The sequence below is a fragment of the Streptomyces sp. MUSC 14 genome, from assembly GCF_001866675.1.
GTDB lineage: Bacteria > Actinomycetota > Actinomycetes > Streptomycetales > Streptomycetaceae > Streptomyces.
On record NZ_MLYN01000009.1, the window covers coordinates 21,919 to 40,228 of the forward strand.

Below are 18,310 nucleotides of genomic sequence, written 5' to 3' on the forward strand. Positions count from 1 at the left end.
CTCCATGCTGCGTCAACTACCCCTAGTGATCAGGGGTTACGGGGGCGCATGGGGGTGCTCAAGTCACCGGAGTGCGCGCCGAGGCGACGGCGCACACGACGCGTCGTCCGCCGTGGTCACCGTGATAGACCGGGTGCGAGCGGCGGTCGTCGACGCACCGCCCCGAACGGACCGGAGGAACCGTGCCCCGCACCCTGGCCAACGCCCCGATCATGATCCTCAACGGGCCCAACCTCAACCTGCTCGGCCAGCGCCAGCCCGAGATCTACGGCAAGGACACGCTGGCCGACGTGGAGACGCTGTGCGCCAAGGCGGCGGCCGCGCACGGGGGCACGGTGGACTTCCGGCAGTCCAACCACGAGGGCGAACTGGTCGACTGGATCCACGAGGCACGCCTGAACCACTGCGGGATCGTCATCAACCCCGCCGCCTACTCGCACACGTCGGTCGCGATTCTGGACGCGCTCAACACCTGCGACGGCCTGCCCGTCCTGGAGGTGCACATTTCCAACATCCACCAGCGCGAGTCGTTCCGGCATCACTCCTACGTCTCGCTGCGCGCCGACGGCGTGATCGCCGGCTGCGGCGTCCAGGGCTACGCCTTCGGCGTCGAGCGGGTCGCGGCCCTGCTGGGAGCCGTGCAGGACGAGGCGTAGCGGCCACGCGCGCGTGGTGGCCGCCCGCCGGCCGTCGCGCTACGACCTCACAGGCGGCCGGCCTCCACGATGCGCCGCAGAAAGCGCCGCGTGCGCTCCTGCTGCGGGTCGCCGAAGACCTCTTCGGCGGTGCCGCGCTCCAGCACGACGCCACCGTCCAGAAAGCAGACCTGGTCGGCGACGTCCCGCGCGAAACCCATCTCGTGCGTCGCCAGGACCATGGTCATGCCGTCGTCCTTGAGGCCGCGGACCACCTCCAGTACCTCGCCGACGAGTTCGGGGTCGAGTGCCGCCGTGATCTCGTCCAGCAACAACAGCCGGGGCCGCACGGCAAGGGCCCGTACGATCGCCACTCGCTGCTGCTGACCGCCGCTGAGCCGGTCGGGGTAGGCCGTCGCCTTGTCACTCAGCCCGAGGCGCTCCAGCAGCCTTCTGGCGCGTTCCTCGGCCTCCTCACGGGGGACGCCGTGTACCCGCCGCGGCGCCAGCGTCACGTTGTCCAGCACGGTCATGTGCGGGAAGAGGTTGTACGCCTGGAAGACGACGCCGATCCTGCGCCGCACCGCGTCCTGGTCGACGCGCGGATCGGTGATCTCCTCGCCGTCCAGCCAGATCGCGCCGTCGTCGATCTCCTCCAGCAGGTTGGCGCAGCGCAGCAGCGTCGACTTGCCCGAACCGGAGGCGCCGATCAGGGCGGTCACCGTGTGCGGGGCGACCTCCAGGCCGACATCGCGCAGGACGACGGAGCCGGCGAAGGCCTTGCGGACGGACTCCATGCGTAGCACGGGCGCGTTGCTCATAGGGATCCTCCCTGGGCCCGCCGCCGGTCCATCCGGGCCGTCACCCAGTCCGTGAAGCGGGTCATCGGAATGGTCAGCGCCACGAACACCAGCCCGGCGACGACGTACGGCGTGTAGTTCAGACTGCGGCCCACGATGATGTCGGCCGCCCGGACGGCGTCCACCGCGCCGCCGATCGACACCAGACCGGTGTCCTTCTGGAGCGACACCAGGTCGTTGAGCAGCGGCGGGACCTGACGGCGCACCGCCTGCGGGAGCACGACGTGGCGCAGCGCCTGCCGGTTGGTCAGGCCCAGCGAGCGGGCCGCGGCGAGCTGCGAGGGGTGCACGGACTCGATGCCGGCGCGGAACACCTCGGCCACGTACGCCGAGTACGTGAGCGTCAGCGCGGTACCGCCGAGCGGCACCGGATCGACCGTCACGCCCTGGAGACGCAGCGCCGGTACACCCAGGACCACGATCATCAGGTTGATGATCAGCGGAAGGCCGCGGAAGAAGTCGGTGTACGCCGCCGCCAGCACGCGCAGTGGGAAGAACACCGGGCCGCGCAGGGTGCGCGCGATGGCGATCAGCATGCCGAGGACCAGGACGGCGGCGCCGCAGATCACCAGCAGGCGGACGTTCAGCCACAGCCCTTCGAGGACTTTCGGCAGCGCCTCGCGCGCGTACTGCGCGCTGAAGAACGTCTCCTTGGTGCGCGGCCAGCCCGGTGCGTTGACGACGACGAAGTAGAGCACGACAGCGGTGACGAGCGTCGAGAGCGCCGCGACGGCCGTGGCGCGCCGTGCACGCGCGCGTTTGTGGCGTTCGCGCTCCAAACGCCGTTCGGAGGGCACGTAGTTGTCATCGACCCCGCCGGTCATGTCTCCCTTGTCGTCGGCTCCTTCCGGTGCCGACTCGCCCTTGGTGACCGTCACTTGAACACCGGGGCGTCGACGGCGTCCGAGAGCCACTGCTTCTCGAGCCGGGCCAGCGTGCCGTCCTTGCGCAGGGCGTCGACGGCACCGCTCACGCACGGGGTCAGCGCGCTGCCCTTGTCCAGCACCAGCCCGAACTGCTCGGGCGTGCCGCCCTGGTTCTCGAACTGGCCCACGATCTTCGCGTCCGTCACCTCGGCCGAGGTGATGTAGAACGCGGTCGGCAGGTCGACCACGATGGCGTCCACCTGGCCGTTCTTCAGCGCGGACTTGGCCTGGTCGTTCTTGGCGAACGCGGCGGCCTCCTGCTTGGGCTTCACCACGTCGGTGATGTAGTCCAGGCTCGTGGTGCCCACCTGGGCGCCCAGCTTGAGGCCCTTCAGATCCGCGATGCTCGACGCCTTGGCCGCCTTGCTGCCCTTCAGGGCGATCACCGCCTGGCGCACGTCGTAGTAGCCGGAGGAGAAGTCAACGGCCTTCTTGCGCTCGTCGCTGATCGACACCTGGTTGATGTCGAAGTCGAAGGTCTTGATGCCGGGCGCGAACGCCTTGTTGAACGGCACGCTCTGCCACACGACCGCGTTCTTGCCGTATCCGAGCTGCTTGGCCACGGCATAGGCGACCGATGACTCGAAGCCCTTGCCGTCGGCGGGCTTGTCGTCCTGGAACCAGGGTTCGTAGGCCGGTTCGTCCGTCGCGATGGTGAGTTTCCCGGACGTCCTGGTGGCCAACTTGCCCGGGGCACAGCTCTTCGCGGCCGATCCGGACGCAGGGGCCGACGCCTTCCCGTCGGGCTGCGGAGCACAGCCGACAGCGGTGGCGAGCAGGGCTACGGTGGCGGCGACCACCGCGTGGCGCAGGGTGCGAGGGGCAGGATGCATGGCCGGAGATTGGCAGTGAACCCGGCGTTTGTCCAGGTCACAGCGGTAACTGTCCGCATGGTGGGAACGGGTGTTGCGGCTGCGTGAACATCTCCCGCGCACTTTGCCGTGTGTGTCACCGGCCTGGGCCGCCGGTCAAGGGGCGGGGTGGGAAGACCGGCGGCCCTTCCGCACAGGAGCCGTCGACCTGCGCGGTGCTGACACCAGTTGACCGCATGGCGGTATTGCACGGGAGCGCGCGCAGCGGACCGGCGCGTGTGAAGCGTTCACACGGGGCGCGCGTGAGAGAAGGCGCGCCGAGCGCATGTGCAAGGCGTGCACGCTCGGCGCGCGAACTCCGTGCCCTGGCGCGCGCGGTGGACCGCGGCGCGCCTGGTCTGCGGGGCGGGCTTCACCATCCGCGCGCGTGCCACTCCGGCAACTGCGGCCGCTCCGCGCCCAGCGTGGTGTCCTTGCCATGCCCGGGGTACACCCAGGTCTCGTCGGGCAGCACGTCGAAGATCTTCGTCTCCACGTCGTGGATGAGGCTGGCGAAGGCCCGCGGATCCTTGTGCGTGTTGCCGACACCGCCGGGGAAGAGGCAGTCGCCGGTGAACACGTGCGGGTGGCCGTGCGGGTCGTCGTAGACCAGAGCGATCGAACCCGGGGTGTGCCCGACCAGGTGCCGCGCGGTCAGTTCCACGTTGCCCACCCTGATGACATCGCCGTCGCCCACGAGCACGTCGGTGGGCACCGGGATGCCGGGAGCGTCCTCGCGGCCCGCGTACGTACGCGCGCCCGTGGCCGCGACGACCGCGGCCAGCGCCTGCCAGTGATCGCCGTGCTGATGGGTGGTGACGACGGACGCGATGCCGTCGTCACCGATCATGCCGAGGAGTGCCTCCGCCTCGTTGGCGGCGTCGATCAGAAGCTGCTCGTCGGTGGCGCGGCAGCGCAGCAGGTAGGCGTTGTTGTCCATCGGGCCGACCGCGATCTTCGTGATCATCAGGTCTTTCAGCTCGTGCACGTCCGCCGGTCCGCCGACCTTGACCTCTCCCGTGTACGTCATGGTGATCAGCCTATAGCGGGGGCGGGGCCCGCGGACCGCCGTCGGTCTACAGCGGAGGCAGCTTCGGCAGCGTGCCGTCCGTGGTCAGGCCGGAGCCGTCGCGTCGCCCGGCGAGCCAGCCCAGCAGGTCGGCGGGCGTGCCCTCGGCCGTGACCGGTGCGCCGTCGGCGCCGCCGCCCGTGGTCCAGTTCCGGCCGTCCCCGGCGGACAGGCCGGTCGACGGGACGTCCATGTGCCCGGCGAAGCGCCGCGCCAGGAAGTCGATCTCCCGCTCGGTGAACTCGGCCGGGAGATCCTCCAGCTCGTATCCGATCCCGAGGTCCACGTGGTGCAGGTCCACCTCGGCCCACCGGCGGAACGGGACCCGGGACGCGGGGTCGGTGACCCCGTTGCGCAGCTCGACGGTGCGCGACCAGTCCGCCGGCGCGTCCCCCAGCGCCTGGAAGCGCGCCGCGCTCTCGCGCAGGTCGGCGAGCTGGACATCGAGGGGGCGGGGGGCGCCGCGTTCGATGTCGGCGTCGCGTACCTCGGCACTCGCGTACATCGGCCGGCCTTCCAGGACGTTCACGAGCGCGTCCGCGTTGCGGGCGAGGTGGGCGAGGACGTGCCCGCGGCTCCAGCCCGGAAGCCGTGACGGTGCGGCGAGCGAAGCGTTGTCCAGTTCGGCGACCGCGGTGAGAAGCCGTTCGGTCGCTTCACGTACACATGCCAGGTCATGAGCGTGATCGGTCATGGACCTGACCCTAGCCCCGCCACACCTTTGGGTGAAGGTGGTGAAGCTCGTCCGCAAATCGAAAGCACGTGCTATATCGTCGAGAGCGGCGTCGGGCATGCTGGATGGCCGGGGGTTGTTATGCAACCGGGCAATCCGACCGACGTTGTCAGTGGCTCCCCCTAGTCTGAAGAAGCACGGGGGCCCCGCCCCTGTCACTTCTCTCAAGAAAGGTGCGGACCGGCGTGGCCGACCGTCTCATCGTCCGTGGCGCGCGCGAGCACAACCTCAAGAATGTCTCGCTCGACCTGCCTCGTGACTCGCTCATCGTCTTCACGGGCCTGTCCGGGTCGGGCAAGTCCTCCCTGGCCTTCGACACGATCTTCGCGGAGGGCCAGCGCCGCTACGTGGAGTCGCTCTCCTCGTACGCCCGGCAGTTCCTCGGCCAGATGGACAAGCCGGACGTCGACTTCATCGAGGGACTGTCCCCGGCGGTCTCCATCGACCAGAAGTCGACCTCGCGCAACCCGCGCTCCACGGTCGGCACCATCACCGAGGTCTACGACTACCTGCGTCTGCTCTTCGCGCGCATCGGCAAGCCGCACTGCCCCGAGTGCAGCCGCCCGATCTCGCGGCAGTCGCCCCAGGCCATCGTGGACAAGGTCCTGGAGCTGCCGGAGGGGAGCCGCTTCCAGGTGCTCTCGCCGCTCGTGCGCGAGCGCAAGGGCGAGTTCGTCGACCTCTTCGCCGACCTCCAGACCAAGGGCTACTCCCGCGCGCGCGTGGACGGCGAGACGATCCAGCTCTCCGATCCGCCCGCGCTGAAGAAGCAGGAGAAGCACACCATCGAGGTGGTCGTCGACCGCCTCACGGTCAAGGACTCCGCCAAGCGCCGCCTCACCGACTCCGTGGAGACCGCCCTCGGGCTGTCCGGCGGCATGATCGTGCTCGACTTCGTCGACCTCCCCGAGGACGACCCCGAGCGCGAGCGCATGTACTCGGAGCACCTGTACTGCCCGTACGACGACCTGTCCTTCGAGGAGCTGGAGCCCCGCTCCTTCTCCTTCAACTCGCCCTTCGGCGCCTGCCCCGAGTGCACCGGCATCGGCACGCGCATGGAGGTCGACCCGGAGCTGCTCGTCCCGGACCCGGACAAGTCCCTGGACGAGGGCGCCATCCACCCCTGGTCGCACGGGCACACCAAGGACTATTTCGGCCGGCTGATCGGCGCCCTCGCCGACGCACTCGGCTTCCGCACGGACATCCCCTTCGCGGGCCTGCCCCAGCGCGCCAAGAAGGCCCTGCTCCACGGCCACAAGACCCAGATCGAGGTGCGGTACCGCAACAGGTACGGCCGCGAGCGCGTGTACACCACCCCCTTCGAGGGCGCTGTGCCGTTCGTCAAGCGCCGGCACAGCGAGGCCGAGAGCGACGCCAGCCGCGAGCGCTTCGAGGGCTACATGCGCGAGGTGCCCTGCCCCACCTGCGAGGGCACGCGGCTGAAGCCGATCGTCCTCGCGGTCACGATCATGGACAAGTCGATCGCGGAAGTCTCCGCGATGTCGATCAGCGACTGCGCGGAATTCCTGGGCCGGCTGACGCTGAACGCCCGCGACAAGAAGATCGCCGAGCGGGTGCTGAAGGAGGTCAACGAGCGGCTGCGCTTCCTGGTCGACGTCGGCCTCGACTACCTCTCGCTCAACCGCGCGTCCGGCACCCTCTCCGGCGGCGAGGCTCAGCGCATCCGCCTGGCCACCCAGATCGGCTCCGGCCTCGTCGGCGTGCTCTACGTCCTCGACGAGCCGTCCATCGGTCTGCACCAGCGGGACAACCACCGGCTGATCGAGACCCTGGTCCGGTTGCGCGACATGGGCAACACGCTCATCGTCGTGGAGCACGACGAGGACACCATCAAGGTCGCCGACTGGGTCGTGGACATCGGCCCCGGCGCCGGTGAGCACGGCGGCAAGGTCGTGCACAGCGGCTCTCTGAAGGAACTGCTCGCCAACACCGAGTCGCAGACCGGCGCGTACCTCTCGGGTCGCAAGGCGATCCCGCTGCCCGACATCCGCCGCCCCTGCGACCCGTCCCGCCGGCTCACCGTGCACGGCGCCCGCGAGAACAACCTCCAGGACATCGACGTGTCCTTCCCGCTGGGTGTCTTCACGGCCGTCACGGGCGTGTCCGGCTCCGGCAAGTCGACGCTGGTCAACGACATCCTCTACACACACCTGGCCCGCGAGCTGAACGGCGCCAGGAACGTCCCGGGACGGCACACGCGCGTGGACGGCGACGATCTCGTCGACAAGGTCGTGCACGTCGACCAGTCGCCGATCGGCCGCACCCCGCGGTCCAACCCGGCGACGTACACCGGCGTCTTCGACCACGTCCGCAAGCTGTTCGCCGAGACCACCGAGGCGAAGGTCCGCGGCTACCAGCCCGGCCGATTCTCCTTCAACGTCAAGGGCGGCCGCTGCGAGAACTGCGCGGGCGACGGCACGATCAAGATCGAGATGAACTTCCTCCCGGACGTCTACGTCCCGTGCGAGGTCTGCCATGGCGCCCGGTACAACCGGGAGACCCTGGAGGTCCACTACAAGGGCAAGTCCATCGCCGACGTGCTGAACATGCCGATCGAGGAGGCCACCGACTTCTTCGAAGCGGTCCCGGCGATCTCCCGGCATCTGAGGACGCTGAAGGACGTCGGCCTCGGCTATGTCCGCCTCGGCCAGTCCGCCACGACCCTCTCCGGTGGTGAGGCCCAGCGGGTGAAGCTGGCCAGCGAATTGCAGAAGCGCTCCACTGGACGCACGGTCTACGTCCTCGACGAGCCGACCACCGGTCTGCACTTCGAGGACATCAGCAAGCTGCTGAAGGTGCTCGGCGGCCTGGTCGACAAGGGCAACACGGTCATCGTCATCGAGCACAACCTCGACGTGATCAAGACCGCCGACTGGATCGTGGACATGGGCCCGGAGGGCGGCGCCGGCGGTGGCCTCGTGGTCGCCGAGGGCACGCCCGAAGAGGTGGCCGGGGTCCCGGCCAGCCACACCGGCAAGTTCCTGCGGGAGGTCCTCGGCGCCGACCGCATCAGCGACGCGGAGCCGGTCAAGGCACCCCGGAGCACTCCGGCCCGGAAGACGGCCGCGGCCAAGTCGACGGCGAAGAAGACGGTGACGGCCAAGGCCAACAACACGGCGACCAAGAAGGCCGCCGGGACCACGAAGAAGGCCACCGCGGCGAACCCGGCGAAGAAGACGACGCGAGCCCGCAAGGCCTGACGCCACATCAGCACATGTGCTGACGCAATATCAAAAAATCGGCGCCCCACGGGAACTTCCCGTGGGGCGCCGTTCGTTCATCCATCAGCCAGCCCGGCTCTGCGGTGCATCAGTCCCCGCACACCACAGTCCCGGCCGCACCTTGGCAACAGCACAGAGAAGACAGGGCGTTCACCACTCACCCAGCTCGGCCGCATAAGGCGGCTCGGCCCCGGCCCGCGAGCAGGTGATCGCCGCCGCCCGTGCCGCGAAGCGCAACAGCCGCGTCCAGCCCTGCGCCCCCAGGGTGGCCAGCGCTTGCCCGGACAACGCGTCCTGGGTGGAAAGCCCGTGCAACAAGGCCGCGTTCACCGTGTCACCGGCGCCGATGGTGTCCACCACGGCGACCTTCTCACCCGGCACGGAATACTCCCCGCCCTCCCGGGTGAACACGGTCAGACCCTCTCCGCCCCGGGTCACCACGACGGCCGACGGTCCCGAGGCCAGCCACTCCCGCGGCGTGCCGCCCAGCCACGTCGCGTCCTCCGCGGACAGCTTCAGCAGCGTCACCGAGGGCAGCCAGCTCTTGAAACGCGCCCGGTAGGCGTCCGCGTCCGGGATCAGTCCCGCCCGGATGTTGGGATCGAGCGCGGTGAACAGCCCCTGCCCGGCCGCCGCGCGCATCAGCTCCTCATAGGCGCTCGCCCCCGGTTCCAGGACGAGCGAGCAGGTGCCGAACGACACCGCGCGCGTGCCGGCGGGAAGTGCGGCGGGCGCGGTGAACAGACGGTCGGCGGTGCCGTCGACATAGAAGGAGTACGCGGCGGAGCCGGCGGTGTCGAGCGTGGCCACCGCGAGCGTCGTGGGCTCCGGCCCGCGCTGGACGGCCGACACCTCGACGTCCGCCCGCCGTAGCCCGTCGAGCAGCGCCTCACCGAAGGCGTCGCGCGAGGTCCGCGAGCAGAACGCGGTGCGAGAGCCGAGCCGGCCCAAGGCCACGGCGGTGTTGTACGGGCCGCCGCCGAGCGCCGGCTTCAGGTTCGCAAGGGCACCGGGGCCCTGCGGTACCAGGTCGATCAGTGCCTCACCGGCGACGACGATCACGAGACGGTTCCCTTCTCGGACGGCTGGGATGGTTCGCGGTGCTCGGGTCTCCCGGCCGCGCCGGGCTGCTCCGGACAGCCGCAGGACGTGCGATGCACGAACGTGCACGGCAGCCGCACCGTCCGGGCCGGACGCCGGGGTTCGCCCAGGCGGTCCAGGAGAACCCGTACGGCCCGGGCGCCCAGTTCTCTGCTGGGCTGGGCGACGGCGGTGAGCCGGGGCGAGAAGAGATCGGCCCAGGCGAAGTCGTCGAAGCAGCACAGGGCGAGGTCGTCCGGGACGGACCGCCCGAGCCGGCGTAGTGCACGCAGTGCGCCGATGGTCATCGCGTTGTTGGCGGTGACGAGAGCCGAGGGCGGATCGGGCAGCGCGAGCAGGGCCGCCGTCGCCTGCTCGGCACCGGCGGACTCCGAGTCGCCGGACGCGAGGAGCCGCTCGTCGTGCGCCAGGCCTGCGGCGGTGAGGCCGTCCCGATAGCCGGCGACGCGCTCTTCGGTGGTGCTCAGCCCGGGCGTACCCGCCACCATGCCGATCCGCCGGTGGCCCAGGGCGGCGAGATGGGAGACGAGGCGGGTGGTCGGGCCGGCGCTCTCGGCACAGACCTGGTCGTACCACGACGTGCCCCCGTCGGGGGCCGCACCCTCATCACCGCCGGCCGGGGTGCCGTCCAGCACGCGCGCGTCGATCACCCGGTCGATGAACACGGTGGGGACGGCGTGGCGGCGGAGGTAGCCGACGAGGTCGTGGGGGTGTGCGGAGGGGGCGACGATCATGCCGTCCACGCGGCGTTCATGGAGGAGCTGAGCGACCTTGCGTTCATGCCCGGGATCGTCGTGCGGGTCGGCGATGAGCAGGCTGTACCCCGCCTCCAGGGCGGCCGCCTCGACGCCTTGGAGGATCTCCGTGAAGTAGGGGTTGCTGATCGCCGACACGGCGAGCCCGATGGAGCGGGTACGGGAGGTCACCAGGGAGCGAGCCAGGGTGTTGGGCGTGTAGCCGAGGCTGTCGATGGCGTCCAGCACGGCCTGGCGGGTCTGCGGCAGCACCGGGCGCGTGCCGTTGAGGACGTGGGAGACGGTCGCCACGGAGACACCGGCGCTACGGGCGACGTCCGCCATGGTGGCCATCGACTTTCCCTCCCTGAGTCGACGAGGCCGGTCGTTCCCGGCCCCTGCTGCGCGGGCTCCGGCCGGGAACGTACCCCATCGACCTGCTCCGCGTAAACGCTTGCGCAAGCGTTTACGTCCTCCATCCGGGCAGCCCCTGCCCATCGCCCGCCACGGCTCCCTGCCCACTGCCCCGCCCGGCCCCCGCCCACCCAGCAGGCCGCCCACCCGCGCGCCCTTTGCCTCCAGCCCCGTCCCCGCAGCCTGCCCCCACCGCCCTTCCCCCCACGTCCGCTCCCTCTCCTCGGTGGCTCCCTCCGCGCCTCCGCCGCCTTCGCGCTCCTCGTCCCGCTCTCGGCCGACCCTCCGCCACCCGGGCCACCACCCCTGCCGCGGAACCGACCCCCTTGCCCGGGTATGGTCGCCCTGCCCAGCCCTTGACCCGTGGAGTTCCAGATGCCCGCCCGATCGTCCGCGAGCCGTCGTACCGTCCTTCGAGGGGCCGCCGTGGCCCCGGTCGCCGGGCTCGGCCTGGCCGCGTGCTCGGCACCGGGCGGTGCCTCGGCAGCGGCCACCCCGACCGCGCCCGTCGACCTCGGTGCCGAGAGCGAGGTCGCCCAGGGCGCCGCCAAGCTCTACCGGGATCACAACGTGGTCGTCAGCCGCGACAAGAACGGCGCGCTGAAGGCGTACAGCACGATCTGCACGCACGCGGGATGCCCCATCAACAAGCTCCAGGGGACGACCTTGATCTGCCCCTGCCACGGCAGCGAGTTCGACGCCACGACCGGCAAGGTGGTCCAGCAGCCGGCCACCGAGCCCCTGGCCGAGCTGCCGGTGAAGGCCGCCAACGGCAGGATCGTCGCCGGCCCGGGCGCCTGACCGGAAGCCGACACCGGCCGGCCCCCGCCGTCCTGACGGCTCCCGCCGTTCCGGCGGTCGTCAGCGGCGAATACGCCTGCGGCGACCAACAGGCCTAGGGCGTAGGGGCCTTCACTCCCAGTCCCAGGCGATGCCGACGATGCCCGGCCGGATCCGTGGCTCGACCACGTGGACGCAGTGGTGCGGTCCGGTGACCGGAAGTTCCTGTCGGCCGCTGCGGGGGGCCGCCGCCGAGGGCTGGGTGAAGCGGTGGCAGCGCGCCGGGAGGGTGGCCGTGTCGAAGCGCACCTGGAGGGCGTACTGGCCGCCGGGGGAGCAGAACCGGTGGAGGTGTTCACGGGAGGTTCCGGCCGTGCCGTCCTCGATGCCGTACCGGAAGAGGAAGGTGTCGCCGGAGCGCAGCCGGGTGCCGAAGAGCAGCTCGGCCACCAGCAGGCCGGCGTCCTGGTCCCAGCGGACGCGTCCCGTGCGGCAGTTCTCCAGGGCCCGCACCCTGATGTCCGGCGGGCGGCAGCCGGGGTCGCCGTGGTGCACGGCGAGGAAGCGGTCGACGCCGTCGTGGTGGGCCCGCACGATGTGCTGGGCCTCGCGGCCCGCCAGTTCGCGCCGGGCGCCGATCCGGACGTATTCGTGATGGCCGAGCGTGTGCAGTCCGCCGTCGGCGGACCAGCCGAGGCCGGCCCGGAGCCGGTCGAGGGCGTCCGAGGCCTCGATCAGGGAGCGGTAGGAGCGGGCCCCGGGGCGGCCCGACACCGTGTGCTCGTGGCTGTCGGCGAGCAGCCGGATCAGCGACTCGTCCGGCAGCTGGAGGATCTCCTCCAGCGCGCGCACGGCCCGCAGTGACTCGGGGCGCTGCGGGCGGCGGGCGCCCTGCTGCCAGTAACTCAAGCTGGTCACACCGACCTTGACCCCGTGGCGGGACAGATGGTGCTGGACGCGCTGGAGCGGCAGCCCGCGTGCGGCGATGGCGGCGCGCAGTGCCGCATGGAAAGGGCCGCCCCGAAGGACCATGTCCAGTTCCGTGGTGAGGACGTCCGCGTGCTCGGTGGCATGCCGCATGCCGAGGCGCCTTTCTGTGAGGTGTCGCTACGGCTGGTCGGGCCGTCTGCGCCGGTGTGCGGGACCACCCCCGTGGACGCTGTGAACGCCCCTGACTGCGCACGCCGCATCCCGTTGTGACGGCGTGCCCGGCCCCGAGTTCCCCCGCATTGAAGCGTGTTGACCAAGCCCCGACAACACCTCGAACCCGCCATGGCCCCACCCGGCCGGACCGTGGCCCGCCGCCGGAACCGTCGTACCCCCGGGCCGGGGCGGTGCCCGCCACGGCATGCGAGGATCGGTGCGTGGCGGAGACCTGGGCGTTCGCCGGTGACGACACCGCTGTGACGCCGCTGGAGGCGGTCGCCGGGCTGCGGCGCAGGAGCGCAGCGGGGTGTCTCGAAGCCTGGTTCACCAGTTCCGCCGGACGGCCGCTGAGCGTGCTGACCGACACCGAGCGGGCGCTGGTGATGCTCGTCGACGCGGACGGCGGTCCGGGCGGGCACGCGGTCACCCCCGGGGCTGGAGACGTGAGCGGGGGATTCCGGCTCGCGAGCGGCCAGTGCGACACGTATCGCGACGAGGACACCGTGCCGCTCGACGAGGCGCTCCGGATCGTCCGGCAGGTGACCGGCACCGGTGCACCCCCGGCCGACGCGGGATGGCGCCGGGACGGGTGAACGGCGCGGCTGTGGACGTTGTCCACAGCCCCGACGCGGTGTCGGCCCTCGCCAGTAGGGTGTGAGACATGGCCGACCCCTCCAGCTACCGCCCCAGGCCGGGTGAGATCCCGGACTCTCCGGGGGTGTACAGGTTCCGTGACGAGCACCGCCGGGTGATCTACGTCGGAAAGGCGAAAAGCCTGCGCCAGCGCCTGGCGAACTACTTCCAGGACCTGGCGAACCTGCATCCCCGCACCCGGACGATGGTGACCACCGCCGCGTCCGTGGAGTGGACCGTGGTGTCCACGGAGGTCGAGGCGCTCCAGCTGGAGTACTCCTGGATCAAGGAGTACGACCCCCGGTTCAACGTCAAGTACCGCGACGACAAGAGCTATCCGTACCTCGCGGTGACGATGAACGAGGAGTTCCCGCGCGTGCAGGTGATGCGCGGTCACAAGAAGAAGGGCGTGCGGTACTTCGGGCCCTACGGGCATGCGTGGGCCATCCGGGACACCGTCGACCTGCTGCTGCGCGTCTTCCCGGTGCGCACCTGCTCGGCCGGCGTCTTCAAGAACGCCGCCCGCACCGGCCGGCCCTGCCTGCTCGGCTACATCGGCAAGTGCTCGGCACCCTGTGTCGACCGGATCAGCCCCGGGGAGCACCGGGAGCTGGCCGAGGAGTTCTGCGACTTCATGGCGGGTCGCACGGGCACGTACCTCCGCCGCCTGGAGAAGCAGATGATGACGGCGGCCGAGGAGATGGAGTACGAGCGGGCCGCCCGGCTGCGCGACGACATCGAGGCCCTGAAGAAGGCCATGGAGAAGAGCGCGGTCGTGCTCGCCGACGCGACCGACGCCGACCTCATCGCCGTCGCGGAGGACGAGCTGGAGGCGGCCGTCCAGATCTTCCACGTGCGCGGGGGCCGGGTGCGCGGCCAGCGCGGCTGGGTGACCGACAAGGTCGAGGACGTCACCACCGCAGCCCTTGTCGAGCACGCGCTCCAGCAGCTGTACGGCGAGGAGAGCGGGGACGCGGTCCCCAAGGAGGTCCTGGTCCCGGCGCTGCCCGAACCGGTCGCACCGGTCCAGGAGTGGCTGACCGGCCGCCGCGGCTCGAACGTGTCGCTGCGCATCCCGCAGCGCGGCGACAAGAAGGCGCTCATGGAGACCGTGCAGCGCAACGCCCAGCAGGCCCTGGCGCTGCACAAGACCAAGCGCGCCTCCGACCTGACCACGCGTTCGCGTGCCCTGGAGGAGATCGCCGAGGCCCTCGACCTGGACAGCGCCCCGCTCCGGATCGAGTGCTACGACATCTCGCACCTGCAGGGGGACGACGTGGTCGCCTCCATGGTCGTCTTCGAGGACGGCCTCCAGCGCAAGAGCGAGTACCGCCGCTTCCAGATCAAGGGCTTCGCGGGTCAGGACGACGTCCGCTCCATGCACGAGGTGATCAGCCGGCGCTTCCGGCGCTACCTCGCCGAGAAGGAGAAGACGGGGGAGTGGTCCGAGGGCGAGGACGCGGCCGCCGAGGGGTCCCTCCGCACCGGTACGGACGAGATCACCGACTCCCTCAAGGACGACGAGGGCCGGCCCAGGAAGTTCGCGTACCCGCCGCAGCTCGTCGTCGTCGACGGTGGCCAGCCACAGGTCGCGGCGGCCCGGCGCGCCCTGGACGAGCTGGGGATCGACGACATCGCCGTCTGCGGCCTCGCCAAGCGCCTGGAGGAGGTCTGGGTGCCGGGCGAGGACGACCCGGTGGTCCTGCCGCGCACCAGCGAGGGCCTCTATCTCCTCCAGCGGGTACGGGACGAGGCCCACCGCTTCGCCATCACCTACCAGCGAGTCAAGCGGTCCAAGCGCTTCCGCGCCGGCCCCCTGGACGAGGTGCCCGGCCTCGGCGAAACCCGCAAACAGGCGCTCATCAAGCATTTCGGCTCGGTGAAGAAGCTCCGGTCCGCCACAATCGAACAGATCCAGGAGGTGCCCGGGATAGGCCGGAAGACGGCCGAGACCATCGCCGCGGCCCTCGCCCGGGCGGCCCCGGCCGCACCCGCCGTGAACACGGCGACCGGAGAGATCATTGAAGACGAGGAACCCGATACGACGGGCGGTTCCTCGGGGGAGCCCGCGATCGCGGGTCTCCCGGACGAACGACGGGGGCAGGAGACATGACCGAGCACGAGACACACCCCACAGCCGAGCGAGATCGGGCGCACGAGGAAGCGGGCCAGGACCGGCCACAGCCCGCGGTGGCCGATCAGCACGCGGCCCAGGAAAACGGAGTACAGGTGAGTACGGACGTCACGGCGGCTGCGGCCCCCGAAGCGGCCATCCCCGAACTGGTGATCATCTCCGGCATGTCCGGAGCGGGCCGGTCGACGGCCGCGAAGTGTCTGGAGGACCTCGGCTGGTTCGTCGTCGACAACCTCCCGCCCGCCCTCATCCCCACCATGGTGGAGCTGGGCGCCCGCTCGCAGGGCAACGTCGCGAGGATCGCGGTCGTCGTGGACGTGCGCGGCCGGCGCTTCTTCGACAACCTGCGCGAGTCCCTGGCCGACCTGGACACCCGGGGCGTCACCCGGCGCATCGTGTTCCTGGAGTCCTCCGACGAGGCGCTGGTGCGCCGCTTCGAGTCGGTGCGCCGCCCGCATCCGCTCCAGGGCGACGGCCGCATCGTGGACGGCATCGCCGCCGAGCGCGAGCTGCTGCGCGAGCTGCGCGGGGACGCCGACCTGGTGATCGACACCTCCAGCCTCAACGTGCACGAGCTGCGCGCCAAGATGGACGCCCAGTTCGCCGGCGAGGAGGAGCCCGAGCTGCGGGCCACCGTCATGTCGTTCGGCTTCAAGTACGGTCTGCCGGTCGACGCCGACCTGGTCGCGGACATGCGGTTCCTGCCCAACCCGCACTGGGTCCCGGAGCTGCGTCCGTACTCGGGCCTCAACGAGGAGGTCGCCGCCTATGTCTTCAACCAGCCCGGCGCCAAGGAGTTCCTCGACCGCTACGCCGAGCTGCTGCGCCTCATCGCGGCCGGCTACCGGCGCGAGGGCAAGCGGTATGTGACCATCGCCATCGGCTGTACCGGCGGCAAGCATCGCTCGGTGGCGATGTCGGAGAAGCTCGCCGCGCGACTCGCGGCCGAGGGCGTGGAGACGGTGATCGTGCACCGGGACATGGGACGGGAATGACGGAACGTACACCGCGGCTGAGCAGACTGCGCCGGATGGTGCCCGAGTCGCGCGCCGGCCGCCCGGCCGAGGCCCGCGGCGCCCGGCCCCGCCGCCGGGGCGCCCAGCCCAAGGTCGTCGCGCTCGGCGGCGGCATGGGCCTGTCCGCCTCGCTCGCCGCACTGCGCCGGATCACCGGCGACCTCACCGCCGTCGTCACCGTGGCCGACGACGGGGGCTCCAGCGGCCGGCTCCGTGACGAGCTGGGCGTGCTACCGCCCGGCGATCTGCGCAAGGCGCTGGCCGCGCTCTGCGGTGACGACGACTGGGGCCAGACCTGGGCCCGGGTCATCCAGCACCGCTTCCAGTCCAAGGGGGACCTGCACGAGCACGCGGTCGGCAATCTGCTGATCGTCGCCCTGTGGGAGCAGCTCGGCGACCATGTGCAGGCCCTGGACCTGGTCGGCAAGCTGCTCGGCGCGCACGGCCGGGTGCTGCCCATGTCGGCCGTGCCGCTGGAGCTCCAGGCCCTGGTCAAGGGGCACGATCCGGAGCGCCCGGACGACGTGGACACCGTGCGCGGGCAGGCGACGGTCGCACTGACGCCCGGGGAGGTGCAGTCGGTGCACGTCGTGCCGCACGACCCGCCCGCCGTGCCCGAGGCCGTGGCGGCGGTCCGGGACGCCGACTGGGTGGTGCTCGGCCCCGGCTCCTGGTTCTCCTCGGTGATCCCGCACCTGCTGGTCCCCGAGCTGCTGGACGCCCTCACCGAGACCAAGGCGCGCAAGGTGCTCTCCTTGAACCTCGCCCCGCAGCCGGGAGAAACCGAAGGCTTCTCCCCGCAGCGTCATTTGGAGGTTTTGGGGCGACACGCCCCTAAACTCGCCCTGGACGTGGTGCTGGCCGACGAGGCCGCCGTGCCCGACCGCGACTCGCTCACCGAGGCCGCGAAGCGGCTGGGAGCCGCGGTCGAGCTGGCGCCCGTGGCCCGGACCGACGGTTCACCGCGGCACGACCCGGAGCTGTTGGCCGCCGCGTACGACCGTATTTTTCGGATGCATGGAAGGATCGGCCCATGGCGATGACGGCAGCGGTGAAGGACGAGATCTCCCGGCTCCCCGTCACCCGGACCTGTTGCAGGAAGGCGGAGGTCTCCGCCATTCTGCGGTTCGCCGGCGGCCTTCACCTGGTGAGCGGGCGCATCGTGATCGAGGCGGAGCTGGACACCGCGATGGCGGCTCGCCGTCTCAAGCGGGACATCCTGGAGATCTTCGGCCACAGTTCCGAGCTGATCGTGATGGCGCCCGGCGGACTGCGCCGCGGCTCGCGCTATGTCGTACGGGTGGTCGCGGGCGGTGATCAGCTGGCTCGCCAGACCGGTCTGGTCGACGGCCGGGGCCGCCCGATCCGGGGGCTGCCCCCGCAGGTGGTCTCCGGGGCCACCTGTGACGCGGAGGCGGCCTGGCGCGGGGCCTTCCTGGCGCACGGCTCGCTGACCGAGCCCGGCCGCTCCTCCTCCCTGGAGGTGACCTGCCCGGGGCCGGAGGCCGCGCTCGCGCTGGTCGGCGCCGCCCGCCGGCTGTCGATCGCCGCGAAGGCCCGGGAAGTACGGGGCGTGGACCGGGTCGTCGTCCGCGACGGGGACGCGATCGGCGCGCTCCTGACCCGGCTCGGCGCGCACGAGTCGGTGCTCGCCTGGGAGGAGCGCCGGATGCGCCGCGAGGTGCGGGCCACGGCCAACCGGCTGGCCAACTTCGACGACGCCAACCTGCGCCGTTCGGCCCGCGCCGCCGTGGCCGCCGGGGCCCGGGTGCAGCGGGCCCTGGAGATCCTCGCCGACGAGGTGCCCGAGCACCTCGCGGCCGCCGGTCGGCTGCGCATGGAGCACAAGCAGGCCTCGCTGGAGGAGCTGGGTGCGCTCGCCGACCCGCCGCTGACCAAGGACGCGGTCGCGGGCCGGATCCGCCGGCTGCTGGCGATGGCCGACAAGCGCGCCGCCGACCTGGGCATTCCGAGCACGGAGGCCAATCTCAGCGAGGAGCTGGCGGACAACCTGGCCGGCTGACCGGCGCCCGCTC

The 18,310-nt window shown here is 71.1% G+C and carries 16 protein-coding genes; 8 read left to right on the top strand and 8 right to left on the bottom strand.

The window, feature by feature from the left end; genetic code table 11:
- The first annotated feature begins 182 nt into the window (after nucleotides 1-182).
- Entirely contained in the window at nucleotides 183-656 is a 474-nt protein-coding gene (gene aroQ / locus BIV25_RS04635; RefSeq protein WP_071370834.1) for a type II 3-dehydroquinate dehydratase, read from the top strand.
- A 47-nt stretch (nucleotides 657-703) separates the two neighbouring features.
- Here the strand turns inward: aroQ and BIV25_RS04640 are convergent, their stop codons facing one another.
- From BIV25_RS04640 to BIV25_RS04660, 5 genes are all read right to left on the bottom strand, one after another.
- Nucleotides 704-1,456 (bottom strand): amino acid ABC transporter ATP-binding protein, encoded by a 753-nt coding sequence (locus tag BIV25_RS04640; protein WP_071370835.1) that lies wholly within the window; start codon nucleotides 1,454-1,456, stop codon nucleotides 704-706.
- On the bottom strand, nucleotides 1,453-2,373 hold the full coding sequence (locus tag BIV25_RS04645) for an amino acid ABC transporter permease (protein WP_071370836.1): 921 nt from the start codon (nucleotides 2,371-2,373) through the stop codon (nucleotides 1,453-1,455). Before BIV25_RS04645 ends, BIV25_RS04640 begins: the two co-directional genes overlap by 4 nt.
- Nucleotides 2,370-3,254 (bottom strand): ABC transporter substrate-binding protein, encoded by an 885-nt coding sequence (locus BIV25_RS04650; protein WP_071370837.1) that lies wholly within the window; start codon nucleotides 3,252-3,254, stop codon nucleotides 2,370-2,372. The genes BIV25_RS04645 and BIV25_RS04650 overlap by 4 nt, the downstream gene beginning before the upstream one ends.
- A gap of 391 nt (nucleotides 3,255-3,645) precedes the next feature.
- Nucleotides 3,646-4,302: an MBL fold metallo-hydrolase gene (locus BIV25_RS04655; protein ID WP_071370838.1), complete on the bottom strand. Its 657-nt coding sequence runs from the start codon at nucleotides 4,300-4,302 to the stop codon at nucleotides 3,646-3,648.
- A 46-nt stretch (nucleotides 4,303-4,348) separates the two neighbouring features.
- The gene (locus tag BIV25_RS04660; protein ID WP_071370839.1) at nucleotides 4,349-5,035 is read right to left on the bottom strand and encodes a maleylpyruvate isomerase family mycothiol-dependent enzyme; all 687 of its coding nucleotides are present in this window, start codon (nucleotides 5,033-5,035) and stop codon (nucleotides 4,349-4,351) included.
- Between the two features lie 224 nt (nucleotides 5,036-5,259).
- Here BIV25_RS04660 and uvrA point away from each other — a divergent pair, with 224 nt between their 5' ends.
- Complete coding sequence (gene uvrA / locus BIV25_RS04665; RefSeq protein WP_071370840.1) at nucleotides 5,260-8,295, top strand: excinuclease ABC subunit UvrA; 3,036 nt, start codon at nucleotides 5,260-5,262, stop codon at nucleotides 8,293-8,295.
- A 171-nt stretch (nucleotides 8,296-8,466) separates the two neighbouring features.
- Here the strand turns inward: uvrA and BIV25_RS04670 are convergent, their stop codons facing one another.
- Nucleotides 8,467-9,378, bottom strand: coding sequence for a carbohydrate kinase (locus BIV25_RS04670; RefSeq protein ID WP_071370841.1), 912 nt, complete (start codon nucleotides 9,376-9,378; stop codon nucleotides 8,467-8,469).
- A complete protein-coding gene (locus tag BIV25_RS04675) occupies nucleotides 9,375-10,505 on the bottom strand; it encodes a LacI family DNA-binding transcriptional regulator (RefSeq protein WP_071370842.1) in 1,131 nt (376 codons plus the stop codon). The genes BIV25_RS04670 and BIV25_RS04675 overlap by 4 nt, the downstream gene beginning before the upstream one ends.
- A gap of 435 nt (nucleotides 10,506-10,940) precedes the next feature.
- On the opposite strand from BIV25_RS04675, the gene BIV25_RS04680 reads away from it, so the two are divergent.
- Nucleotides 10,941-11,366 (top strand): Rieske (2Fe-2S) protein, encoded by a 426-nt coding sequence (locus BIV25_RS04680; protein WP_071370843.1) that lies wholly within the window; start codon nucleotides 10,941-10,943, stop codon nucleotides 11,364-11,366.
- 111 nt (nucleotides 11,367-11,477) lie between these two features.
- Here the strand turns inward: BIV25_RS04680 and BIV25_RS04685 are convergent, their stop codons facing one another.
- Nucleotides 11,478-12,425 (bottom strand): hypothetical protein, encoded by a 948-nt coding sequence (locus BIV25_RS04685; RefSeq protein WP_071370844.1) that lies wholly within the window; start codon nucleotides 12,423-12,425, stop codon nucleotides 11,478-11,480.
- A 284-nt stretch (nucleotides 12,426-12,709) separates the two neighbouring features.
- On the opposite strand from BIV25_RS04685, the gene BIV25_RS50775 reads away from it, so the two are divergent.
- The 5 genes from BIV25_RS50775 to whiA all read left to right on the top strand — a co-directional run bounded on the left by BIV25_RS50775 (nucleotide 12,710) and on the right by whiA (nucleotide 18,297).
- Nucleotides 12,710-13,084, top strand: coding sequence for a hypothetical protein (locus BIV25_RS50775; RefSeq protein WP_071370845.1), 375 nt, complete (start codon nucleotides 12,710-12,712; stop codon nucleotides 13,082-13,084).
- Nucleotides 13,085-13,152: 68 nt separating this feature from the next.
- Nucleotides 13,153-15,237: an excinuclease ABC subunit UvrC gene (uvrC, locus tag BIV25_RS04695; protein ID WP_071370846.1), complete on the top strand. Its 2,085-nt coding sequence runs from the start codon at nucleotides 13,153-13,155 to the stop codon at nucleotides 15,235-15,237.
- The gene (gene rapZ, locus BIV25_RS04700; protein ID WP_071370847.1) at nucleotides 15,234-16,253 is read left to right on the top strand and encodes an RNase adapter RapZ; all 1,020 of its coding nucleotides are present in this window, start codon (nucleotides 15,234-15,236) and stop codon (nucleotides 16,251-16,253) included. Before uvrC ends, rapZ begins: the two co-directional genes overlap by 4 nt.
- A complete protein-coding gene (gene yvcK / locus BIV25_RS04705; protein ID WP_071370848.1) occupies nucleotides 16,250-17,317 on the top strand; it encodes a uridine diphosphate-N-acetylglucosamine-binding protein YvcK in 1,068 nt (355 codons plus the stop codon). The genes rapZ and yvcK overlap by 4 nt, the downstream gene beginning before the upstream one ends.
- Complete coding sequence (whiA, locus tag BIV25_RS04710) at nucleotides 17,308-18,297, top strand: DNA-binding protein WhiA (RefSeq protein ID WP_071370849.1); 990 nt, start codon at nucleotides 17,308-17,310, stop codon at nucleotides 18,295-18,297. Before yvcK ends, whiA begins: the two co-directional genes overlap by 10 nt.
- Nucleotides 18,298-18,310: the final 13 nt, after the last annotated feature.

Bases quoted from the DNA above. Each gene is read 5' to 3' on its own strand.
- BIV25_RS04640 (WP_071370835.1), bottom strand. From the start codon at position 1,456: ATGAGCAACGCGCCCGTGCTACGCATGGAGTCCGTCCGCAAGGCCTTC.
- BIV25_RS04650 (WP_071370837.1), bottom strand. From the start codon at position 3,254: ATGCATCCTGCCCCTCGCACCCTGCGCCACGCGGTGGTCGCCGCCACC.
- BIV25_RS04655 (WP_071370838.1), bottom strand. From the start codon at position 4,302: ATGACGTACACGGGAGAGGTCAAGGTCGGCGGACCGGCGGACGTGCAC.
- BIV25_RS04660 (WP_071370839.1), bottom strand. From the start codon at position 5,035: ATGACCGATCACGCTCATGACCTGGCATGTGTACGTGAAGCGACCGAA.
- BIV25_RS04675 (WP_071370842.1), bottom strand. From the start codon at position 10,505: ATGGCCACCATGGCGGACGTCGCCCGTAGCGCCGGTGTCTCCGTGGCG.
- BIV25_RS04680 (WP_071370843.1), top strand. From the start codon at position 10,941: ATGCCCGCCCGATCGTCCGCGAGCCGTCGTACCGTCCTTCGAGGGGCC.
- BIV25_RS04685 (WP_071370844.1), bottom strand. From the start codon at position 12,425: ATGCGGCATGCCACCGAGCACGCGGACGTCCTCACCACGGAACTGGAC.
- uvrC (WP_071370846.1), top strand. From the start codon at position 13,153: ATGGCCGACCCCTCCAGCTACCGCCCCAGGCCGGGTGAGATCCCGGAC.
- rapZ (WP_071370847.1), top strand. From the start codon at position 15,234: ATGACCGAGCACGAGACACACCCCACAGCCGAGCGAGATCGGGCGCAC.
- yvcK (WP_071370848.1), top strand. From the start codon at position 16,250: ATGACGGAACGTACACCGCGGCTGAGCAGACTGCGCCGGATGGTGCCC.
- whiA (WP_071370849.1), top strand. From the start codon at position 17,308: ATGGCGATGACGGCAGCGGTGAAGGACGAGATCTCCCGGCTCCCCGTC.